This is a genomic window from bacterium, assembly GCA_037128595.1.
Lineage (GTDB): Bacteria > Verrucomicrobiota > Kiritimatiellia > CAIKKV01 > CAITUY01 > JAABPW01.
The window spans coordinates 1-3,539 of record JBAXWB010000062.1 but is presented as its reverse complement, the minus strand read 5'-3'; the positions used below and the strand labels follow the sequence as shown (position 1 = coordinate 3,539).

At 56.0% G+C, this 3,539-nt stretch carries 4 protein-coding genes; 2 read left to right on the top strand and 2 right to left on the bottom strand.

What is annotated here, in order from left to right:
* Positions 1 to 123: 123 nt before the first annotated feature.
* Positions 124 to 408 (bottom strand): helix-turn-helix transcriptional regulator, encoded by a 285-nt coding sequence (locus WCS52_19370; protein ID MEI6169349.1) that lies wholly within the window; start codon positions 406 to 408, stop codon positions 124 to 126.
* On the bottom strand, positions 405 to 761 hold the full coding sequence (locus WCS52_19365; protein MEI6169348.1) for a type II toxin-antitoxin system RelE/ParE family toxin: 357 nt from the start codon (positions 759 to 761) through the stop codon (positions 405 to 407). Before WCS52_19365 ends, WCS52_19370 begins: the two co-directional genes overlap by 4 nt.
* 348 nt (positions 762 to 1,109) lie before the next feature.
* Here WCS52_19365 and istA point away from each other — a divergent pair, with 348 nt between their 5' ends.
* Together istA and istB are read left to right on the top strand one after the other, a co-directional pair.
* The gene (gene istA / locus WCS52_19360; GenBank protein MEI6169347.1) at positions 1,110 to 2,645 is read left to right on the top strand and encodes an IS21 family transposase; all 1,536 of its coding nucleotides are present in this window, start codon (positions 1,110 to 1,112) and stop codon (positions 2,643 to 2,645) included.
* A gap of 10 nt (positions 2,646 to 2,655) precedes the next feature.
* Complete coding sequence (gene istB / locus WCS52_19355) at positions 2,656 to 3,411, top strand: IS21-like element helper ATPase IstB (GenBank protein MEI6169346.1); 756 nt, start codon at positions 2,656 to 2,658, stop codon at positions 3,409 to 3,411.
* Positions 3,412 to 3,539 lie beyond the last annotated feature (128 nt).

Sequence of the window (3,539 nt, the reverse complement as noted above, 5' to 3'; positions counted from 1 at the left end):
CATCGCACTTTTCTCCTTTATTGAAAAGTGTCAATCTACAGCCGGACGGGACACGAACAGTCAACATTGAACATCCAACGTTGAACAAAAACGCGTTAGCCCCACTCATGCATTGTTCTGTAGTCAGGCCAATTGGACTTTCAGTTTCTTCCCGAGCGCAAGCGCAACGCTTTCCAAGGTGAGAAGTGTGACCGACGCATTTTCCGGATCGAGAAGGCGGTGGAGAGAGGATCGGCTGGTTTTCATCATAGTCGCCAGAGAACTCTTGGAGAGATTGCGTTCAGCCATTTCTTTCGCAATCTGGTAAGCGATAACACGTTTCACGGCGGTCGCCTCGGCTTCGGCAAGCAGACCTTCCTCCATGAGGAACTCGTCGAAATCACTGCCAATATGCTCATTTTTTTTCATGATAGTGCCTCCTGATACTGCTTAAGTCGGGATCTGGCCGTATTGATCTCCGTCTGCGGGATCTTTCTCGTTTTTTTGATGAATCCATGCAGGAGGATCATCATCTGTCCGTCAACGGTGAACAGAACTCGGGTAATCCCATCTGGAACCTTACTGCGGACTTCCCACAGATATGGCTCGATCTTCTCCACCAATGGCATCCCGAGCGGCCAGCCGAACTGCACGGTTTTGATATCCTCGCCAATAGCCTTTTTATGAGACGCAGCCAGAGACTTCAGCCACTTTCGTACAGGCTCTGTTCCCGACTCCGTCCGAAAGAACACAACATTGAGTCTTATGTCACCGATACTCATTCATGTTTACTGTACCATAATAGGTACTTCCGTCAAGTAGTTCACTTCGTTTGTCAGGGGGATAACATTGAACAAAAAGCGTTAGCCCTGTTCGATGTTCGTTTTCCTGGTTTTTGTCAACTGACGCGCTTCAGATCGCGGAAAATTAGAGAATTAGGTGGTGGCTGCGTATTCCGGCAGCGGCCGGACACCTATTCCGATTTGAGCCGGACACCTGTTCCGATTTTGGTCGGACACTGATTCCGGAGTGGCCGGACACCTGTTCCGGAGCTTCCGGACACCTCTGAAAAGGGGGTATAGCGACGCTGGATAACAAAGGCCATGATATGCCTCCAAAAGGAGGCGAAGATGGCAAGGGAGATGTTATCCATGAGGAAGTTGTCGGAAGTGCTCCGGTTGAGTCTGGAGCAGAAGGCGTCGATAAGGCAGATAGCCCGGAGTTGCTGTCTGGCCCGAAGCACGGTATCGGATTATCTGGGACGGGCAAGGGTGGCAGGATTGGGCTGGCCCTTGCCGGAGGGGCTGGACGAGGATGGGCTGGAACGGCGGTTGTTTCCGGTCAGGGAGGGGGACGACACCCGCCCTGCGCTGGATATGGTTTACCTGCGCAACGAGATGCGCAAGAAGAGCATGACGTTGCAGTTATTGTGGGAGGAGTATCGCAGCCACACCCCTTCGGGTTACAGCTACAGCCAGTTTTGCCAGCTTTACGGGGATTGGCTGGGATGCCAGTCGATCAGCCTGCGACAGGAGCATCGTGCCGGGGAGAAGTTGTTCGTGGATTTTGCCGGGGACACGATCCCGATTGTGGATCTGCTCACTGGCGAGATTACGCACGCCAACCTGTTTGTGGCGGTGCTGGGATGCAGCAACTACACTTATGCGGAAGTGACGGCAACACAGCAGTTGCCGGATTGGATTGGCGCCCAGGTTCATGCCCTGGAGGATATCAAGGGCGTGCCGGTGGTGGTCGTTCCTGACAACACGAAAACGGCGGTGAAGCGTCCGTGCTGGTATGATCCGGACATCAACCCGACCTATCAGGAGATGGCCGAACACTACGGGTTTGCCGTGATCCCCGCACGCACGCGCAGACCGAAGGACAAGGCGAAGGTGGAAGGCGGGGTGTTGATCGCTGAACGGTGGATCCTGGCCCGGTTGCGCCATTACACCTTCTTCTCCATCGCGGAGGCCAACGAAGCCGTCCGGCGCCTGCTGGGCTGGATGAATGCGAAGCCCTTCAAAAAGCTGCCCGGTTGCCGCAACGAGGTGCTAGAGCGGTTGGAGCGGTCTGTGCTTAGGCCACTGCCGGAACACCGGTACGAGTTCGCGGAATGGAAGCAAGTCGCCGTGAATATTGACTATCACGTAGAGGTGGACGGTCACTACTACAGCGCCCCCTATGGCTTGATCAAACAGCGCTTGAGCGCCCGCATCACACGCGACGGAGTGGAGTTGTTTCATCGTGGCAAGCGGGTGGCCGCCCATGTGCGCAGCCACCAGAAGGGTCATCATACAACCCTTCCGGAACACCGCCCCCCAGCGCATCAGCAGTTCCTTGAGTGGACTCCTGCACGGATCATTTCATGGGCTGGCACCATTGGTCCGGCTTGCGCCGAAGTGGTGACCCAGATCATGGCGAGCCGCCCCATGGTGGAACACGGCTACCGCCCCTGCATGGGTGTGATCCGGCTGGGAAAGCGGTTCGGGAATGACCGGCTGGAGCGGGCCTGCGTAAAGGCCCTGAAGTTGAATATCGCCAGCTATAAGCGCATCGAGAACATGCTCAACAATGGACGGGACCGCGTGCCACTCCCCGACGAAACGGCCCCGTGTCCCGTGGGGGGACACGATAACGTCAGGGGTGCGGAGTATTACCAATAACGGAGGATCTATGCTTTACGAACCAACGATTCAGAAAATGCAGGTCATGAAGCTCCAGGGGATGGTGGAAGCCCTGGAAGAACAGCGCAGGAGCACCACCATGGGAGATATGAGCTTCGAGGACAGGCTGGCGATGCTGGTCGAGCGACAGTGGCTCTGGAAGGAGAATCGGGCGTTTTCCACACGCCTGAAGTTCGCCAAGCTACGCCAGCCGGCTTGCATGGAGGATATTGATTACCGCCATAAACGGGGGCTACAACGCAGCATCATGGAGAACCTCGCTGGCTGTGACTGGATCCTGCACGCCCAGAACTGTCTTATCACTGGCCCCACTGGCGCGGGCAAGTCATATCTTGCCTGCGCTTTGGCCCAGAAGGCCTGCCGGGACGGCTACAGGACACTCTACTTCTATGCTCCCAAGCTTTTCCGCGAACTCAGTGCGTGCCAAGCCGACGGCACATTTTCGTCCTTGCTCAAAAGGCTGGCCAAAACCCAGTTGCTGGTCATTGATGACTGGGGGTTGGAAAAGGCCTCGCCTCTGCAGTACCGCGACTTCCTGGAGATCCTGGATGACCGCCAGAACCGCGCCGCCACCCTCATTACCAGCCAGTTCCCGCCAGACCGCTGGCATGAACTGATCGGTGATGCCACCGTGGCCGACGCCATACTCGACCGTCTCGTCCATAGTGCCCACCGCATTGAACTCGACGCTGATAGTGATTCCATGCGCAAGCACCGGGCTGGTAAACCCACCTCCAAAAACTAATATCCCTGCCCCCTGCGGGGCAGGCTCAACCATGATCCCCAAATGGGGAAAGGAAGAAGAAAGAGAGGAGAAAGGTCGCGTCCTGAAATAGGTTGTCACTTTGGGAAAGGAAAAGACCAAGGTGAGGA